The sequence below is a fragment of the Nocardioides jensenii JCM 1364 = NBRC 14755 genome, from assembly GCF_001552535.1.
Lineage (GTDB): Bacteria > Actinomycetota > Actinomycetes > Propionibacteriales > Nocardioidaceae > Nocardioides > Nocardioides jensenii.
Genome location: NZ_BCRJ01000037.1, coordinates 20,298 through 36,400, shown reverse-complemented (window position 1 = coordinate 36,400; position 16,103 = coordinate 20,298). Strand labels below are relative to the sequence as shown.

At 68.6% G+C, this 16,103-nt stretch carries 14 protein-coding genes and 1 other RNA gene; 8 read left to right on the top strand and 7 right to left on the bottom strand.

Annotated elements, in window-relative coordinates:
* Positions 1–141: 141 nt before the first annotated feature.
* The gene (locus NJ4_RS09775; RefSeq protein ID WP_067433751.1) at positions 142–1,587 is read left to right on the top strand and encodes an RNB domain-containing ribonuclease; all 1,446 of its coding nucleotides are present in this window, start codon (positions 142–144) and stop codon (positions 1,585–1,587) included.
* Positions 1,588–1,618: 31 nt separating this feature from the next.
* Here the strand turns inward: NJ4_RS09775 and rnpB are convergent.
* An RNA gene (gene rnpB, locus NJ4_RS09770) (RNase P RNA component class A) lies at positions 1,619–2,036 on the bottom strand.
* Positions 2,037–2,087: 51 nt separating this feature from the next.
* Between rnpB and NJ4_RS09765 the strand changes: the two genes are divergently transcribed.
* Complete coding sequence (locus NJ4_RS09765; protein ID WP_067433748.1) at positions 2,088–2,558, top strand: tetratricopeptide repeat protein; 471 nt, start codon at positions 2,088–2,090, stop codon at positions 2,556–2,558.
* A 21-nt stretch (positions 2,559–2,579) separates the two neighbouring features.
* Here NJ4_RS09765 and NJ4_RS09760 read toward each other — a convergent pair whose 3' ends face one another.
* Entirely contained in the window at positions 2,580–3,014 is a 435-nt protein-coding gene (locus tag NJ4_RS09760) for a hypothetical protein (protein ID WP_067433745.1), read from the bottom strand.
* Between the two features lie 151 nt (positions 3,015–3,165).
* Positions 3,166–4,014 carry a type I methionyl aminopeptidase gene (gene map, locus NJ4_RS09755; protein ID WP_082748344.1) on the bottom strand — a complete coding sequence of 283 codons (849 nt, stop codon included), beginning with the start codon at positions 4,012–4,014 and terminating at the stop codon, positions 3,166–3,168.
* A gap of 24 nt (positions 4,015–4,038) precedes the next feature.
* On the opposite strand from map, the gene NJ4_RS09750 reads away from it, so the two are divergent.
* A complete protein-coding gene (locus NJ4_RS09750; protein ID WP_067433739.1) occupies positions 4,039–4,227 on the top strand; it encodes a hypothetical protein in 189 nt (62 codons plus the stop codon).
* Positions 4,228–4,330: 103 nt separating this feature from the next.
* Positions 4,331–4,594, top strand: a complete 264-nt coding sequence (locus NJ4_RS09745) for a hypothetical protein (protein ID WP_157551012.1) — start codon at positions 4,331–4,333, stop codon at positions 4,592–4,594.
* Between the two features lie 4 nt (positions 4,595–4,598).
* On the opposite strand, the gene NJ4_RS09740 is transcribed toward NJ4_RS09745, so the two are convergent.
* The 3 genes from NJ4_RS09740 to NJ4_RS26385 all read right to left on the bottom strand — a co-directional run bounded on the left by NJ4_RS09740 (position 4,599) and on the right by NJ4_RS26385 (position 6,657).
* A complete protein-coding gene (locus NJ4_RS09740; RefSeq protein ID WP_082748343.1) occupies positions 4,599–5,249 on the bottom strand; it encodes an AMIN-like domain-containing (lipo)protein in 651 nt (216 codons plus the stop codon).
* A gap of 216 nt (positions 5,250–5,465) precedes the next feature.
* Positions 5,466–6,347 (bottom strand): 3-methyl-2-oxobutanoate hydroxymethyltransferase, encoded by an 882-nt coding sequence (panB, locus tag NJ4_RS09735; protein ID WP_067433733.1) that lies wholly within the window; start codon positions 6,345–6,347, stop codon positions 5,466–5,468.
* Between the two features lie 94 nt (positions 6,348–6,441).
* Complete coding sequence (locus tag NJ4_RS26385) at positions 6,442–6,657, bottom strand: hypothetical protein (RefSeq protein WP_067433730.1); 216 nt, start codon at positions 6,655–6,657, stop codon at positions 6,442–6,444.
* Between NJ4_RS26385 and NJ4_RS09725 the strand changes: the two genes are divergently transcribed.
* Positions 6,658–7,008, top strand: a complete 351-nt coding sequence (locus NJ4_RS09725; RefSeq protein ID WP_067433727.1) for a DUF4345 family protein — start codon at positions 6,658–6,660, stop codon at positions 7,006–7,008.
* Between the two features lie 133 nt (positions 7,009–7,141).
* On the opposite strand, the gene NJ4_RS09720 is transcribed toward NJ4_RS09725, so the two are convergent.
* Positions 7,142–11,554 carry a S8 family serine peptidase gene (locus NJ4_RS09720; RefSeq protein WP_067433725.1) on the bottom strand — a complete coding sequence of 1,471 codons (4,413 nt, stop codon included), beginning with the start codon at positions 11,552–11,554 and terminating at the stop codon, positions 7,142–7,144.
* Between the two features lie 390 nt (positions 11,555–11,944).
* Between NJ4_RS09720 and NJ4_RS09715 the strand changes: the two genes are divergently transcribed.
* The 3 genes from NJ4_RS09715 (at position 11,945) to NJ4_RS09705 (ending at position 16,083) form a co-directional block, all read left to right on the top strand.
* On the top strand, positions 11,945–12,535 hold the full coding sequence (locus NJ4_RS09715) for a winged helix-turn-helix domain-containing protein (protein WP_169799236.1): 591 nt from the start codon (positions 11,945–11,947) through the stop codon (positions 12,533–12,535).
* A gap of 10 nt (positions 12,536–12,545) precedes the next feature.
* Positions 12,546–14,618, top strand: a complete 2,073-nt coding sequence (locus NJ4_RS09710) for an NAD(+) synthase (protein WP_067433719.1) — start codon at positions 12,546–12,548, stop codon at positions 14,616–14,618.
* A gap of 127 nt (positions 14,619–14,745) precedes the next feature.
* Positions 14,746–16,083: a glutamine synthetase family protein gene (locus NJ4_RS09705; RefSeq protein ID WP_067433715.1), complete on the top strand. Its 1,338-nt coding sequence runs from the start codon at positions 14,746–14,748 to the stop codon at positions 16,081–16,083.
* The last annotated feature ends 20 nt before the right edge of the window (positions 16,084–16,103 follow it).

The window sequence follows — 16,103 nt, the reverse complement described above, 5'->3', positions numbered from 1 at the left end:
GCTTGCCGCGCCGTGGCGCGGCCTTGCCCTCACTGGGCGGAAGCAGGATCAACACCTGCACAGCGTAGGGAATCGGCGGCGATCCCGCCGTAACGCGGGTCACCGGCGCGGCTGCGACAGAGCGCATGGTTAGGTGGATCCATGCCGAGCAGAGTTGTCAGAGTCCGGTCCGATGAGGGCGTCGCCGCGCAGAGCCTGCGTGAGGGGATCGCACAGATCCAGTCGGAGATGCACGTCTCGGCGGAGTTCCCGCCCGAGGTGGAGAAGGCGGCCGCAGCCGCAGCGGCGAACCCGCGACTGCCCGAGCTCGACCGCACCGACATCCCGTTCGTCACCATCGATCCCGCGAGCGCGATGGACCTCGACCAGGCACTGCACCTCGAGCGCAACGGCGACGGCTACCGAGTCTTCTACGCGATCGCGGACCTCGCCGCCTTCATCACCCCGGGCGACCCGGTCGACGTCGAGGCCAACCGTCGCGGCGAGACGCTCTACGGCGCGGACTCCAAGATCCCGCTGCACCCCAAGGTGATCTCCGAGGACGCCGGGTCCCTGCTTCCCGACCAGGTCCGCCCGGCTCTGCTGTGGACCATCGACGTCGACAAGACCGGTGACGGGACGAAGGTCGAGGTCGAACGCGCGCTGGTGAAGTCTCGGGCGAAGCTCAACTACGACGACGTGCAGAAGTCGATCGACGACGGAGACGCCGACGAGGTCTTCGGCCTGCTCAAGGAGGTCGGTGAGCTGCGCATCGAACGAGAGGCGGCCCGCGGCGGGGTCTCCCTGCCCCTGCCCGAGCAGGAGATCGACATCGAGGGCGACCAGTGGCACCTGGAGTTCCGGGCCCAGCACCCGGTCGAGCAGTGGAACGCGCAGATCTCACTGCTCACCGGCATGGCTGCGGCCTCCCTCATGGTCTACGCGCGCGTCGGCCTGCTGCGCACCCTGCCGCCGGCCGAACCTCGCGCAGTCAAGCGTCTGCACCGCACCGCCAAGGCTCTCGGCATCGACTGGCCCGCGGAGCAGGAGTATCCCGAGTTCATCCGCAGCCTCGACCCGACCCAGCCGAGGCACGCCGCGATGGTGGTGGCCTGCACCTCCCTGCTGCGCGGCAGCGGCTACGTCGGTTTCAACGGCGAGCTGCCCGCCCAGCCGCGGCACTCGGCGATCGCTGCCGAGTACGCCCACGTCACCGCGCCGCTGCGTCGACTCGTCGACCGCTACGCCGGCGAGATCTGTGTCGCACTGTGTGCCGACCAGGAGGTGCCGTCGTGGGTGATCGAGAAGCTCACCGAGGTGCCCGAGACGATGCGTGACTCGGGGCGGATCGCCAACCAGTACGAGAACGCCGTGCTCAACCTGGTCGAGGCCGCCGTGCTCCGACCGCGGGTGGGGGAGTCCTTCGACGCGGTGGTGGTCGACATCGACGACAAGGACGACCACAAGGGCGACATCACCGTGCAGGACCCGGCGATCGAGGCCACCGTGACCTCGACGTCAGGCCCGTTGCCTCTCGGCGAGCAGGTGTCGGTGAAGCTGGAGTCGGTGGACGTGACGTCCCGGTCGATCCGGTTCGTGACCGGCTGACCGGTTTCCGGGTGGTCGTCGTACGTGGGGGCGGACGGGCTGGCTCATAGGCCGGGTTCTGTTCGCCGGGGTTTCTTGCGTGGCCCCGGTTGGCGACCATCCATCTAGGGCTGCCGTTGCCGACAGCCTCGGGCGATCTACCCGCACACTCGGGCGAGCAGCCCTCGAACGTGTGCGCACCGTTCCTCCGAAGAGGAACGGCTTCTTGATCTTGCTCCAGGTGGGGTTTACCTAGCCGCCCCGGTCACCCGGCACGCTGGTGGTCTCTTACACCACCGTTTCACCCTTACCCCTCTTCCCGAATGAACGGAGAGAGCGGCGGTCTGTTCTCTGTGGCACTTTCCCGCGGGTTGCCCCGGGTGGGTGTTGCCCACCACCTTGCTCTGCGGAGCCCGGACCTTCCTCGGTCGCCTCCGTGAGGAGACGAACGCGGTCGCCCGGCCAGCCCATCCGCGCCTCAAGGGTAGAGGAATGCAGGCACGATGGGCGATGTTGGGTGGATGAGCCACAGTGACGACGAAGGAGGAGCAGTGGAGGACCAGGAGATCCCCGTCCCGCCGATCGTGTTTCCGGGGCAGGTCGAGCACCCCTCCGACGCCTATCACCGGGCGTGGGAGCTGCTGGAGCAGCGCGCCCCGCGGGAGGCCTTGGAGATCCTCGAGCCCGCCCTCGAGGCCGAGCCGGAGGCCAACTCGCTGCTCACCCTGCGGGCCTGGGCCTACTTCATGCGGGTGCAGCTGCAGAAGGCCGAGGCCGACCTGCGGGTGCTGGTCGAGCGCGACCCGTCCGACGTGTGGGCGCGGCACACGCTCGGCCGTGCCCTGGAGCGCCAGTCCCGGCCCTCGGACGCGTTGCCACACCTGCGGCTGGCCGCTGCGATGAGCGCCGACCCTGAGCACGAGACCGCCGTACTCCGGGTGGAGCGGCAGCTCGCCGAGGCGGGCGTCATCTCGTACGACGACCTCACCTGAGCACCGTGCGTTGAGTGAGCCCTAGCGGCAGCCGGCATGCTCGACCTTGCGGACCGAAGGGTGGTCGGCGGGCAGCAGGTCAAGCACCTCCCCGCCGTCGTCCGTGTAGCGTGCCGTGCCCGGAGCCGTGCGGACGATGGCGCCGGAGCCCACCCAGGCCCGATGGTCGTGCCCCGAGTCGCCTCCGCCCCAGCCGAACTGCTTGCGGAACGGGACGTTCCACCGCTCGCCGTCGAAGCGGATGCTCGCGACGTAGCAGTGGCCCACTTCCACGCTGATGCGGCGGACGCCGGTCGATTCCCACCCGCTGGGCTGTGTGCCGGCGGACGCCGGGTCGGTGGATGTTGCGCCGGGGGTGCTGGGTGTCGTGGCGTCCTGTTCCGGTTCGCCACTGCAGCCGACCATGGCGATCACGAGGAGCGCAGATGCGATGAGGTGGGCGAAGGGAGACCGCATGCAAGTACGACGTACGACGACCGCCGGCGGTTCCGTGCCGGCGGCGTACGACGACCTCACCCCGAGGGGTTGAGTGCACGATTCGTGTCGTGATCTGGCCGCCGCGGAGCAGGAATCGTGCACTCAGATCGGATCAGGATCAGGACCAGGATCAGGGGTTGGTCAGCACCTCGGCGCCGTCGGCGGTGACCAGCAGCGTGTGCTCGAACTGGGCGCTGCGCCGCAGGTCCTTGGTGACCACCGTCCAGTTGTCCTGCCACATGTCCCACTCGTGGGTGCCGAGGTTGAGCATCGGCTCGATGGTGAAGGTCATGCCGACCCGGATCTCGTCGTCGTAGTTCGGGTCGTCGTAGTGCGGCACCACCAGTCCGCTGTGGAAGTGGGTGCCGATGCCGTGACCGGTGAACTCGCGGACGACGCCGTAGCCGAACCTCGCGGCGTAGGCCTCGATGACGCGACCGATGATGTTGATCCGGCGGCCGGGCTTGACCGCCTTGATGCCGCGCTCGAGCGCGGTCTTCGTGCGCTCGACGAGCAGGCGGGTCTCCTCGTCGGGCTCGCCGGCGAAGAAGGTGGCGTTGGTGTCGCCGTGCACGCCGTTCAGGAAGGCGGTGATGTCGATGTTGACGATGTCGCCGTCCCGGACGACGGTGGTGTCGGGGATGCCGTGGCAGACGACCTCGTTGATGCTCGAGCACAGCGACTTGGGGAAGCCGCGGTAGCCCAGCGTCGACGGGTAGGCGCCGTTGTCACAGAGGAACTCGTGGCCGATGCGGTCGAGCTCGTCGGTGGTGACACCCGGGGCCACGGCTGCGCCGACGAGCTCTCGTGCCTGGGCGGCCAGCTTGCCCGCGACGCGCATCTTCTCGATGGTCTCGGCGTCCTTGACCTCGTCGCCCTCGAAGGGTGCCGGTGCCGGCCGGTCGACGTACTCGGGTCGAGCGATGTGGGCGGGCACGGGACGACGCGCGGAGATGACTCCGGGGGTTACGGCGGGCATGGCTGCGAGTGTAGTTTCGGCGTCATGAGCGACGAGTACTGGTTCTGCCTGAAGCACCACACCGTCGAGGGCGAGGACGGTTGCCGCAACGCCGACCGCCTCGGCCCCTACGCCACCTCGGCCGAGGCCTCGCGGGCCCTGGAGAAGGTCGAGGAGCGCAACGAGTCGTGGGACAACGACCCGAAGTGGAACGACGAGGCGCTCGAGGACTGAGCCTGGACCGGACCTCGACCGGGCTCCGCCTGGGCCTCGGCTCAGTCGACGTGGTCGGGGCTGGCCTCGGGCGCCGGCTCGGCAACGCGGTAGGTTGCCCGGCGTGACTCGCAACGTGCCTGCCTCGCCGTGGCCCTTCGTGGGGATGGGCGGCCTGGCCTGCGCCCTGTTCCTCTACGGCGCCAGCGCGCTGGTCGCGCCGTGGTGGGCGGTCGTGCTGCTGATCCTGGTGTGGATCGGGTTCCTGGTCACCGCCTGCCGGTGGTGGACGCCGTACCCGAAGCGGCTGCCCTACCTGGCCGCGATCGCGATCGTGTTCTGGTTCGTTGCCCTGCTCGGCGGGAGCGTCCTGTTCGACTGGTCCTGACTCGTCAGTGACGGAAGTCGATCACCAGTCGCTGCGGGTGGTGCAGCGCGAAGATGCGGTACGACGCCCGCGTGTTCAGCGCGAAGGAGAAGTTGACGCAGCCCTCGAAGTCACCGGTGAGGGCGAGCGCCTTGAGCGTCACGAACCGCGGGCGTGCGATCCGCGGGCCGGTGTAGAGGTTGCGCCCCGAGTCGGTGTGGGCCGCGGCCATCAAGGTCAGGCTCAGGCCTGACCTGCCGCGGATCGGGACGAGTGCACCGCTGCCCTCGTAGTGGAACGTCCGCATGTAGCGCGTGCTCCAGTCCGGGATGACGCCGCGAACGTCGATCACGACCCGGTCGAACCGCGGGTGGGTCGCGTAGCGCAGGCCGACCACCTTCGTCGTGCCGTTGACCGGGTTGTTCCAGGAGGCGCCGGTGTCGCGCCAGGCCGGCAGTGCCGTCGCGGACGACGTGGACACGCTGGTGAGCACCAGGGCGAGCATCGAGGCGAGGACGGCGACGAGTCGCACGCCTCGTCGGGCGGAGCGGCCCGTGGTGGAACGGGTACGACGGACGGCGGTCATGGCGGAACGGCCCGTGGTGGAACGGTCCGTGGCGGAGCGGCCCGTGGTGGAACGGCCCGTGGTGGAACGGGTACGGCGGATGGCGGTCATGGTGATCTCCGTGGATGAGGTGGTACGCGTTGGACGTCCGGCTCATGCGACCGGTTGTCCACTCATCCGTTCAGGAGGCCGCCTTCACGCCCCAGGTACCACGAGTTGTTGAGTTTCGTCGGTCGAGTTGTGGGTTTTGATCCGTCGCTGCGACGAGAACGCCCATCTCGACCGATCACACTCAACAACTCGCGGCGCGAAACTCAACAACTCGTGTCAGAAGGTGTGGTCGGGGGCCGGGAAGGTGGTCGCACGCACGTCGGCGACGTACTCCTGGGCGGCCGAGAGCAGTACGCCGTGCAGGTCGGCGTACTGCTTGACGAACTTGGCCATCCGACCGGTGCGCAGGCCGAAGGCGTCCTGCCAGACCAGCACCTGGCCGTCGCACTGGTTGCCCGCGCCGATGCCGATCGTGGGGATGACCAGCTCCTTGCTGATCTGGCCGGCCACGTCGCCGGGCACCATCTCCATGACGACGGCGAAGGCACCGGCATCCTGGACGGCGTGCGCGTCGGCGATGGTGCGTTCGGCGCTGTCGCCGCGACCCTGCACCCGGTAGCCACCGAGGGTGTGCTCGCTCTGCGGGGTGAAGCCGATGTGCGCCATCACCGGGATGCCGCCGCGGGTGAGCTTCTCGATCACCGGCACCATCTCGACGCCGCCCTCGAGCTTCACGGCGTGCGCGCCGGCCTCCTTCATGAAGCGGACGGCAGTCAGGTAGCCCTGCTCGGGTGAGGCCTGGTAGGAGCCGAACGGCAGGTCGCCGACCACCAGCGAGCGCTTGACGGAACGGCTGACCGCCCGGGTGAGGGGGAGGAGCTCGTCGACCGTGATCGGCAGCGAGGTCTCGTTGCCCAGCACGTTGTTGGAGGCCGAGTCACCCACCAGGAGCAGCTCGCAGCCGGCCTCGTCGAAGGTCTGCGCGGTGTACATGTCGTAGGCGGTGAGCATCGAGATCTTCTCCCCGCGCTCCTTCATCTCGCGCAGGTGGTGGGTGCGGATCCGCTTGACCGGCGCGGCCGGCTTCGCATCTGCTGCGCCTCCGCCGTACGGCGCGGCCACTTCCTGTCCCTGTTCGGGCGCAGTCTGTTCGATCATGAGGTGAGACTCCTTGTGCTCTCGAGGCTCCCGATTGAGTCCCCGGACCACGACAAGGCTAGACCTCGGCGGGCCGTTCGCACTGTGGCGACGGTCACGTCGCCAGGTCTTCGCCGGTGATCGCGAAGCGCTCGTGGTCGCGCCGGGCTCCGTCGAGGAACAGCATGCGCGGCGAGAACCCCTCGAGCCGGCGCAGCCCGACGCCGACGGGTTCGTCATCGCGACGGGCGGACGGACGCGGAGGCCCACCGAGCCAGCCTGTCAGTGCTGCCGATGGCCGAGCCACCCATTTCGCGGCAGACTCGCGCACATGAATCCTCTGCATGTCCTCGGAACGGCGTCCTATGCGGCGATCGGCGTGATGGCCCTGGCCAGGCCGGCGATGGTGCCCGAGCTGTTCGGCGGTACGGCGCCCACTGCCGACTCGCGCAACGAGATCCGGGCCGTGTACGGCGGACTGACCCTCGCCATGGCCGCCGTCGGGTTGAAGGCCCCGGCCACGATCGGCGTACTCAGCGCGGGCATGGCCACCGGCCGGGCCGCGTCGGTGGCCCTCGAACCGGAGTCGAGCATGCTCACCAAGGTCTTCGTCGGACTCGAGGTCGGGCTGGCGGCGGCGTACTTCCTGGCCGCGCGGGAACGCAGTCACGCGACCGGCTGAGCGACGTACCGCCGGATCGAACTGACAACTCGACGGTCGAAAGTCAACAACTCGCGACACCAAACCCAACAACTCGCGACGAGGCCCGCCCCACGCTTGGGCGTGGAGCGGGCCTGTCACTGCGGATGGCTGACTAGCAGCCTGTCTTCTTGAGTCCGAAGTCGGCCGTGGTCGTCTTCGTCCCCTTGATCCTCACCTTGCGGACCTGCGGCTGGTATCCGTCCTTGGCGGAGATCAGCTGCAGCGGGCTGTAGATCGAGTTGAACCAGCTGGCGTAGGTGCCGTCACTGGCGGTCTCGAACGTCCAACCCGACTCACCCGAGTTCGCCTGCACCGTGGCACCGGCCAACGGGGTGGGCTCGCCGGCACACGAGAGGCCGGTGACGCGACCCATCAGCTTGCCCCAGGTGTTGGGCGGGGTGACCTCCATCGTCACGTCGACCGGGTCGACCTTGAACGGAGTGTCCTCCTTGATGCCGACACCGGCCGTGTACGTGCCCGGCTGGGCGACGTTCGGGTCCATGGTGATCTTCAGCGTGACCGTCTGTCCGGGCGCCAGGATGGCCTGGGCCGGTGAGACCGACAGCCACTCGACGTCCGCGGCGCTCGCGCCACAGTCCTCCATGCCGGGCAGCATCTCGCTCTCCGGAGCAGCGTTGAAGCTGCCCGAGGAGCCACCGATCTTGTAGACCCCGCACGAAGCCGCACCGCGGTAGCGGGGCGTGTTCGAGTTGGGCAGGTCGACCCAGGCCTCGGCCGCGGCGTCGTAGGCGAAGGTGCGGTTGCTGATCGCACCGGCCTGGACACCACCGTTGACGACCAGGGTGCCGTTGGCGACGGCGTACTGGCTGGCCCAGGTGTCGACGGGTGCGTCGGCGATCGGCGTCCATGAGTCGGCACCCGGGTCGTACACGTAGCTGTCGGCCGTGCCGTCAGCCCCACCGTTGCCACCGGTGCAGTAGACCTTGCCGTCGATCCCGCCACAGGACGCGAACGCCACGGGAGCGGGATAGCTGGCCAAGGTCTCCCACGAGTCGCTGGCCGCGTCGTACGCCGCCACCTCGTCGGACATCGGCGTGCAGTTGGCCGTCGTGCAACCACCGACGACGTACAGCTTGCCGTCGACGACCGCTTGACCGGACGCCGCGAGCTCCACCGGCGAGTCGGCCTTGGCCGCCCAGGCGTCGGACGTCGGGTCATAGGCCCAGGTCGACGCGGAGGGACCAGCGGCGGCCCAACCGCCGGTGACGATGATCTGACCGTCGACCACGCCCGCCGAGACCGCGTTGCGAGCCTCCGGCAGGTCGGCCTTCGCCGTCCAGGCCAGCGCCTCCGGGTCGTAGGCGTGCACCGCAGACGTGGACGCCGATCCGTCGCCACCGGCGATGGAGTAGGCGACGCCGTCGACGTAGACCACCCGGTTGTCCATGATGTTGGACGGGTAGTCGGCGATGTCGGTCCACGGGTCGTCATGAGGACCGTTGACGCTCGGTGCCGCACTGTGGGTCGACATGGTCTTCGTTGACTTCTTTCCGAAGGAGACCGGAGCCTTGATCCGCTGGAGCGGGGCGCCGTCCTTCTTCAACAGGTCGGACCGCAGGGTCCGGCTGCCGTCGGCGCTGAGCATCTCGAAGCCACCCTTGAGCTCGTTGAACTCCAGGTGCACCGGAGCCGTGCCGTCGTTGGTGACCTCGACCTTCCTGGTCACCGCCGCCCGGCCGAGCTGCTTGGTCACCGACACCTTGCCCGGAGTCACGACCAGGTGGCCGGCACCGAGGTCGTAGTCCTGACGCGTGGTGTCGTCGGCGGCCACGTCGACCGTCTCGGTGACGGTCTCGTAGCCGCTGGCGGTCGCGGTGAACGCGTGGCTGCCCACCTCGGGGGAGAACAGCCAGTAGAAGCCGTCCCCGAGGTTCGCGTCGTCCGGCGTCGGCTGCGTGGTGCCCTTGACGTCGGCGTTGTCGTCGCTGGTCACCGCGGCGCCGTTGATGCCCTCACCCGACTGGGTGTTGGTCACCGTGCCGACGACCAGACCACCCTCGACCGGGTCGCACGTGCGGCTGCCGACGAACACGTCGTCGACCTGCCACCACCAGTCGTAGGACGCGTCGTAGTAGTGGAACCGGACCTGGACCGAGGACTGACCGGCTGCCGTGGGCAGCTGGACCACGTTCTCGAGCGGACCGCGAGCGTCGCCGGTCTGGTTGAGCACGGTGGTCCACGTCTGGCCACCATCGATGCTCACGTCGACGTCGCCGACCGAGCTGATGTTGTTGAGGTCCTGCTTGAAGCCGACGACCGGTGAGTCCACCGCCGACATGTCGATGACCGGGCTGACCAAGGAGGTGTCCTGGGCGTTGCCCGAGCCGTACTCGTCGCTGTCGACGATCGCGAAGCCGTCGCTCCCGCCGGTGAGGTTGTCACGACCACCGGGGTTGTCGAAGGCCCACACCTGACCGTTGCCGGAGGTGTCCTCGATGGTCCAGCCGTCGGGGAGCGCGCCACCGTTGAAGTCCTCGGTGACGCCGTCGGTGTTGAACCCGTAGCCCTTGGCCACACAGGTCGCGGAGTCGACCTCGACGGCGACGTCGGCGGTGGTGTCACCACCACCGACCTCCACCGTCTGCGTGGCGGCCACGTAGCCCGGGTACTGCGCAACGACCGAGACGTCGTACGACGCATTGCCGGGAACCTCGATCGAGTAGGCACCGGTCTCCGGGTCGGTGAAGACCGGATCGGCTCCGGGGACCGTCACCGTGGCGTAGAGCGGCCAGCCGTGACCGCTGCCGTCGGTGACCGTGCCGCTCAGGGTCACCGCTGCGGCCGAGACCAACGCGAAGTCCTGCGTGGTCGTGGTGTCCGCGGTGACGGTGATGTCGGCCGTGGCCGTCTGGTAGCCGAACTTCGACACGGTCGCGGTGTAGTCACCGGCGGTGAGGCGGGCGTTGTACGTGCCGTCCGCACCGGTGGTGAGGGAGCGGCTGGTCGCGCCTTCGAGCGTGACGTCGGCGCCGGAGAGCGGGTCGCCGGTGCCCTCGTCGGTCACGGTGCCGGTCGCGGTGCCGGTCTCGCCGACGGGTGCCGCCTGCACGAGTGCCAGGGCGTCGAGCCGGCCTTCACCGAAGACGTTGTTGTCGTCGTCGGTGCCGCCGCACTGGTCGTCCGGGGTGTCGGTCGCCGAGCCGTCGAGCAGGGCGCGGGTCGCGTCGATGTCACCGGCGAGCGAGGGTGCCGCCGACCACAACAGGGCGATCGAGCCCGCCAGGTGCGGTGCCGCCATCGACGTGCCGTTGAACGATCCGTAGCTTCCACCCGGAAGGCTGGAACGCACGTTGACGCCGGGTGCGGAGATGTTCGGCTTGGTCTCACCGTCCTGCCCGGCACCACGGCTGGAGAAGCTCGCGATGTTGTTGTTCACGTCGTAGGCGCCGACGGAGTAGTTGAGGATGCGGCTGCCGGGGGAGCCCGACGTCTCGCAACCACTGCCGTTGTTGCCGTTCGACCAGGTGCCGAAGATGCCCGATGCCGCCCAGGCCTCCTCGACGTCCTCCATGAACGGGTCGTTGCTCGGCGTCTGCGTGCCCCACGAGTTGTTGATGATGTTGGGTCGCTTGGTGACGTCGGGGTTCTCGCCGTCGAGGTCCATCGGAGCGAGCATCCACTGGCCCGACTCGATCAGGGCCGCGTCGGAGGGACAGCAGCCGTTGGCCGCGATCCACGTCGCACCGGGTGCCACGCCGATCTGGTTGTCGGCGCCGTCGCTGCCGACCATGGTGCCCATGGTGTGCGAGCCGTGCTGCTCGACGTCGCAGGGTGCGCCGTCGCAGGTGCCGGCCGCGTCGAACCAGTTGTAGTTGTGGTCGAAGGTGCCGTCGCCGTTGTTGCCGCGGTACTGGTTGACCAGGGCCGGGTGGTCGAACTGCACGCCGGTGTCGATGTTGGCGATCACCATGCCCTCGCCGTGTACGCCGAACTCGTTCCACACGTCATCGGCGTTGATGTTGGCCACGCCCCACTCGATCGACTGCTTGGCCCTGATCTGCTTGCCTTTGGTCGGCTTCTCCAGGCGGTAGTCGAAGGTCGGGTAGAGCCCCTTGACCTCCTTGAGCGCCGAGAGGTCGTCAACCAGTGACTCGTCGCCGGCCTGGACGCGGATCGCGTTCGTGGCCCAGAAGGCCCGGTAGTCCGCGCCCTCCCTCGTGAGCAGGGCCAGGGCGTCCTTCTGGCTGGAGTCGGCGGCGTCGGTCAGGGTCTCGTAGACCGCCTGACCGCGCTTGTCCCAGTCCTTGATCTTCGCCGCCGCACTCAGGTCGGGCATCGCGAAGCGCACCCAGAAGGTGGCCTCCCCCTTGGCGTCGAGCTGCTTGCTCAACTTCGGCTGGATCTTGTCGGAGTCCGGAGCTGCCGGTGCGGCCGAGGCCGTCGTACCGGTCAGACTCAGTGAAGCCGCCACCACCGCGATGGTGGCGAGCCCTGTGGCCAGGGCACGTGCCGATCCGCTCCGCAGCGAGCTGCGGAACAGGGATCGACGGGTGGTCGATGACATGTGCGTCCCTCCCGAGAAGTGGTGCCGGGAACGCGAGCACGCCCCCGGTGACGTTCCTGATGCACCGGCCGTGGCAGAACTTGGCCGGCCCAAGTGACGTTAGGTAGCCGGTGCCCTCGGCCACAACGAGACGAGGTGGGCAGGTCGGGGTCCGATGCGGGCAGCACCCGGGCATTTCGAGGACAGCGACCGGTTATCGGAAGATCTTCGACGCTCCTTGACTTTCAGCGGGACGAACATGAGGCTGGGCTCGCACCGTCGTGTGTGTCTCATGAAAGGCTGGAGATGCCTCTCTCTCGGGGAGAAGGGCCGATCCGGGCGGTCGACGAGGACTGCCCGTCGCCGTCTCCTGCCGTGCCCCAAGCCGTTCCGGTCACCCAGCCTGCCGTCGTGATCGCCATCGCGTCCTCCATCGAGGAACGCCTCCGCATCGCCGAGGCGATCGGAGCGCGGGCAGCGGTCGTGATGGTGGCCTCGCGGGCCGAGGCCATGGAGATCCTCACCGGAGTCACCGGGCTCAGCAACCTGTCCCAGCCCGACCCGACGCTCCCCGCCATGGCCGTGCGCGCCCACCTGCCGACCCAGGTGCCACCACAGGTGCAGCCGGTGGCCTCGTCACCCGGTTGTGGACTCGAGATCGACTCGGACTGGCGGGTGGCGTCCTGGCGGGGCCGCGAGGTCGGGCTGTCGCCGCTCGAGCACGACCTCTTGTGCTGCCTGCTCGAGGAGGTCGGCCATGTCCGGGCCTTCGCCGACCTGCAACACCAGGTGTGGGGCAACGACCACCTCGGCGATCGCTCGCACGTCCAGTCCGTGGTCAAACGACTGCGCCGCAAGCTGCACGAGATCGACAGCCCCGTGCAGATCGACACCGTCCGGGGGGTCGGCCTCCGACTGGTCGACGTGCGCCATCAGCGGTCGTACGAGGCCGGCGTCGTGCCGGGACCTCGCGCGGCCACCGGCCGGGGCCCGTGCCCATAGACTCACGGACGTGGACTTCTACTCGGCCTATGCCCACGGCTTCGCCCGCGTTGCCGCCTGCACGATGCCCGTCGCGATCGCGGACCCGGTGACCAACGCCGCGACGGTGATCGCCCAGGCGACCGAGTGTCACGACGAGGGCGTCGCGGTCGCGTTGTTCCCCGAGCTGTGCCTGAGCGGCTACGCGATCGACGACCTGCTGCTGCAGGACACGTTGCTGGAGTCGACGCTGGTCGCGATCGACGACATCGTCGAGGCCTCCCAGGACCTGCTCCCGGTGATCGTGGTCGGCGCCCCGCTGCTGCACGGCACCCGCGTGCTCAACTGCGCGGTCGTGATCCACCGCGGCTCGGTGCTCGGGGTCAGCCCGAAGTCCTACCTGCCGACCTACCGCGAGTTCTACGAACGCCGTCACTTCGCGCCCGGTGACGACCGTCGAGACGCGTGGATCACCCTGGGTGGTGTCGAGGTGCCGTTCGGTCCCGACCTGATCTTCGCCGCCTCCGACCTGCCCGATCTCAAGCTCCACGTCGAGGTCTGCGAGGACATGTGGGTGCCGGTGCCGCCCAGCGCCGAGGCCGCCCTGGCCGGTGCCACGGTGCTGGCCAACCTGTCCGGGTCACCGATCACCGTGGCCCGCGCCGAGGACCGGCGACTGCTGGTCCGCTCGGCCAGCGCACGCTGTCTGGCGGCGTACCTCTATGCGGCGGCCGGCGAGGGGGAGTCGACCACCGACCTCAGCTGGGACGGCCAGACGATGATCTACGAGCTCGGCGAGCTGCTCGAGGAGACCGAACGGTTCCCCGAGGGCGCGCGTCGCAGTGTCGCGGACGTCGACCTCGGCCGGCTCCGTCAGGACCGGCTGCGCCAGGGCACGTTCGACGACAACCGGCGCACCCACGACGGTCGCGTGGCAGCCTTCCGCACGGTGGAGTTCACCCTCGAGCCGCCGACCGGCGACATCGGCCTGCGCCGCAAGGTCGACCGTTTCCCGTTCGTGCCCGACGACGCCGACCGGCTGGCCCAGGACTGCTACGAGGCCTACAACATCCAGGTCTCCGGGCTCGAGCAGCGGCTGCGCGCGATCGGCGGTGACTCGTGGCAGCCGAAGGTGATCATCGGAGTCTCCGGTGGGCTCGACTCCACCCATGCGCTGATCGTCGCGGCCAAGGCGATGGACCGCCTGGGTCGGCCGCGCTCCGACATCCACGCCTTCACGATGCCGGGCTTCGCCACCGGTGACGCCACGAAGTCCTACGCCACCAGGCTCTCCACGTCTCTGGGCGTCACCTTCGAGGTGCTCGACATCAAGCCCGCCGCATCCCAGATGCTCGACGACCTCGACCACCCCTACTCCGACGGCGAGTCGGTCTACGACGTCACGTTCGAGAACGTCCAGGCCGGCCTGCGCACCGACTACCTCTTCCGGTTGGCCAACCACCGCGGCGGCATCGTGCTCGGCACCGGCGACCTCTCCGAGCTGGCGCTGGGTTGGTGCACGTACGGCGTGGGCGACCAGATGTCGCACTACACGGTCAACTCCGGCGTGCCGAAGACGCTGATCCAGCACCTGATCCGCTGGGTGATCGACTCGGGTCAGTTCGAGTCCGACGACTCCAGTGGCGAGATCAACGAGGTGCTCCGCGAGATCCTCGAGCAGGAGATCACCCCCGAGCTGATCCCGACCGAGGAAGGCAAGAAGCCGCAGGCCACCGAGGATTCCGTCGGTCCCTATGCGCTGCAGGACTTCTCGCTCTTCCACACGCTGCGCGGTGGGGCACGACCCAGCAAGATCGCCTTTCTCGCGATGCATTCCTGGCAGGACGCGTCACTGGGGGAGTGGCCGCCCGGGTTCCCCGAGGACCGGCGTTCGTCGTACGACCTGGCGACGGTGCGCAGGTGGCTCGAGGTGTTCATCACGCGGTTCTTCGCCTCGCAGTTCAAGCGCTCGGCCCTGCCGAACGGCCCGAAGGTCTCCGCGGGCGGCACGATGTCGCCGCGTGGTGACTGGCGGATGCCGTCCGACGCGTCGCCGACCGCGTGGCTGGCCGAGCTGGAGAACGTCCCCCGCGACGGCTCTTGAGCCCGGCGGGCCCAATAGGCGTCAGCACCGTGGATCGCAGTCACCTGGTGACTGCGATCCACGGAGCTGTGCCGCTTCATGCGGACTGTCACACGCGTGTAACAGGCGATGGTCCATAGTTGGGCCCATGGGTAAGCAAGAAGACTTCGTGCTCCGCGCACTCGAAGAACGCGACGTCCGCTTCGTCCGTCTCTGGTTCACCGACGTGCTCGGTTTCCTCAAGTCCGTGGCGGTCGCGCCGGCGGAGCTCGAGGGCGCGTTCAGCGAGGGCATCGGCTTCGACGGATCGGCGATCGAGGGCTTCGCCCGGGTCTACGAGGCCGACATGCTCGCCATGCCCGATCCGTCGACCTTCCAGATTCTGCCGTGGCGAGGCGAAGGTCCCTCGACGGCGCGCATGTTCTGCGACATCCGGATGCCTGACGGCAGCCCGTCGTACGCCGACCCGCGCTACGTGCTGAAGCGCACGCTCAGCGCCGCGGCCGAGAAGGGCTTCACGTTCTACACCCACCCCGAGATCGAGTTCTACCTCTTCAAGGACACCCCGAACTCCGGCGATGACCCGGTCCCGGTCGACCGCAGCGGCTACTTCGACCACACCGCGCAGTCGCACGGCTCCGACTTCCGGCGCGAGGCGATCACGATGCTCGAGTCGATGGGGATCTCGGTGGAGTTCAGCCACCACGAGGGCGGCCCCGGTCAGCAGGAGATCGACCTGCGCTACGCCGACGCGCTGAGCACCGCCGACAACATCATGACCTTCCGCACCGTGGTGCGCGAGGTGGCACTGGGCCAGGGCATCTGGGCGACCTTCATGCCCAAGCCGTTCACCACGCACCCGGGCTCGGGCATGCACACCCACGTCTCACTGTTCGAGGGCGACCGCAACGCCTTCTTCGAGGCGGGCGCCGAATACCAGCTCAGCAAGACCGGTCGACAGTTCATCGCCGGGGTGCTGCGTCACGCGAGCGAGATCACCTGTGTCACCAACCAGTGGGTCAACAGCTACAAGCGCCTGATCGGTGGCGGTGAGGCCCCGTCCTACATCACCTGGGGCCACAACAACCGCTCGGCGATGGTGCGGGTGCCGATGTACAAGCCCGACAAGGGGCAGTCCACGCGCATCGAGCTGCGCACCGTCGACGCCGCCTGCAACCCCTACCTGGCCTTCGCGGTGATCCTGGCCGCTGGCATGAAGGGCATCGAGGAGGACTACGAGCTGCCCCGCGAGGCCGAGGACGACGTGTGGTCGCTCAACGACCGCGAGCGCACCGCCCTGGGCATGGACCCGCTGCCCAAGACGCTGGCCGAGGCGATCAAGGTTGCGGAGAACTCCGAGCTGCTCGCCGAGACGCTCGGCGAGCACGTCTACGACTACTTCCTGCGCAACAAGCGGTCCGAGTGGGAGGCCTACCGCGGCCAGGTCTCGGCCTGGGAACGCGACCAGATGCTGCCGGTGATCTGAAGCAGCCACGGTGAGCGACC